At 45.6% G+C, this 261-nt stretch carries 1 protein-coding gene; it reads left to right on the top strand.

Features of this window, described 5'->3' with window-relative positions:
* Window positions 1-63: 63 nt before the first annotated feature.
* Window positions 64-261, top strand: a 198-nt coding sequence (locus L990_RS20475; protein ID WP_231562302.1) for a hypothetical protein, incomplete at its 3' end; no start/stop codon positions are given.

Genomic DNA, 261 nt, shown 5'->3' with positions numbered 1-261 from the left:
GGAATAATTGTAGGGGATATGGGATTTGCGATATGAGTAGTGAGATATGCGACTTTTTTGCTGATGGTTGCTTTAAAGTTTTATATCCAGCATTTGTATTGCGGAATTTCTACTTCGGCAGCTAATGCAATTAAAAGAAAAAATCCTCCATCCGTAGTAAAAGTGGCGCTAGCCACACCATCCCCGTCGAGGGTTCTGTTTGAAGCGGGCGGAGCAACCACAACATGGAGCAATGCAGAGCCCTACAGCGCGCGTGCTAAG

Origin of the sequence: Alistipes sp. ZOR0009 (assembly GCF_000798815.1) — a bacterium.
In the GTDB taxonomy this organism is placed as follows: Bacteria; Bacteroidota; Bacteroidia; order Bacteroidales; family ZOR0009; genus Acetobacteroides.
The sequence above is the reverse complement of the archived record's forward strand: the minus strand, read 5'-3'. Positions and strand labels throughout refer to the sequence as shown.